Annotated in this window: 1 protein-coding gene; it reads right to left on the reverse strand. The window is 69.3% G+C overall.

All coding sequences use genetic code 11. The features are described 5' to 3' along the window. On the reverse strand, positions 1–1,090 hold a 1,090-nt coding region (locus ACIRBY_RS38740; RefSeq protein ID WP_403910203.1), incomplete at both ends, for a 2-oxoacid:acceptor oxidoreductase family protein.

Raw genomic sequence — 1,090 nt, forward strand, 5'->3', positions numbered from 1 at the left:
GCGACGACGGGGACGGGGGCTTCGCCGTTGCGGCCGTACATGGCCTGGAGGAGGTCGGCCTGCTCGGTCTTGGTCGGCAGTCCGGTCGAGGGGCCGCCGCGCTGGATGTCCACGATCAGCAGCGGAAGCTCCAGGGAGACCGCCAGGCCGATGGTCTCGGACTTCAGGGCCACGCCGGGGCCGGAGGTGGTCGTCACGCCCAGGGCCCCGCCGAACGCGGCGCCCAGGGCCGCGCCGATCCCGGCGATCTCGTCCTCGGCCTGGAAGGTGCGCACGCCGAAGTTCTTGTGCTTGGACAGCTCGTGCAGGATGTCCGAGGCCGGCGTGATCGGATACGAGCCCAGGTAGAGCGGCAGGTCCGCCTGCCGGGCCGCCGCGATCAGCCCGTACGACAGGGCCAGGTTCCCCGAGATGTTGCGGTACGTGCCCGTGGGGAACGCCTTCGTCGCCGGCGCCACCTCGTAGGAGACCGCGAAGTCCTCCGTGGTCTCGCCGAAGTTCCAGCCCGCCCGGAAGGCCACGATGTTCGCCTCGGCGATCTCCGGCTTCCTCGCGAACTTCTGCCGCAGGAAACTCTCCGTGCCCTCGGTCGGCCGGTGGTACATCCACGACAGCAGGCCCAGCGCGAACATGTTCTTGCTGCGCTCGGCCTCCTTGCGGGACAGCCCGAAGTCCTTGAGCGCCTCCACCGTCAGCGTCGTCAGCGGCACCCGGTGGATGTTGTAGGCGTCCAGGGAGCCGTCCTCCAGCGGCGAGGTCTCATACCCGACCTTCGCCATCGGCCGCTTGGTGAACTCGTCCGTGTTGACGATGATCTCCGCGCCCCGGGGCACGTCCGCGATGTTCGCCTTCAGGGCCGCCGGGTTCATCGCGACCAGCACGTTCGGCGCGTCACCCGGGGTCAGGATGTCGTGGTCCGCGAAGTGCAGCTGGAACGAGGACACCCCGGGCAGCGTCCCGGCAGGGGCCCGGATCTCGGCCGGGAAGTTCGGCAGCGTCGAGAGGTCGTTGCCGAAGGACGCCGTCTCCGAGGTGAAACGGTCACCCGTCAGCTGCATACCGTCACCCGAGTCACCCGCGAAACGGATGA

The sequence above is a fragment of the Streptomyces sp. NPDC096136 genome, assembly GCF_044763325.1.
Lineage (GTDB): Bacteria > Actinomycetota > Actinomycetes > Streptomycetales > Streptomycetaceae > Streptomyces.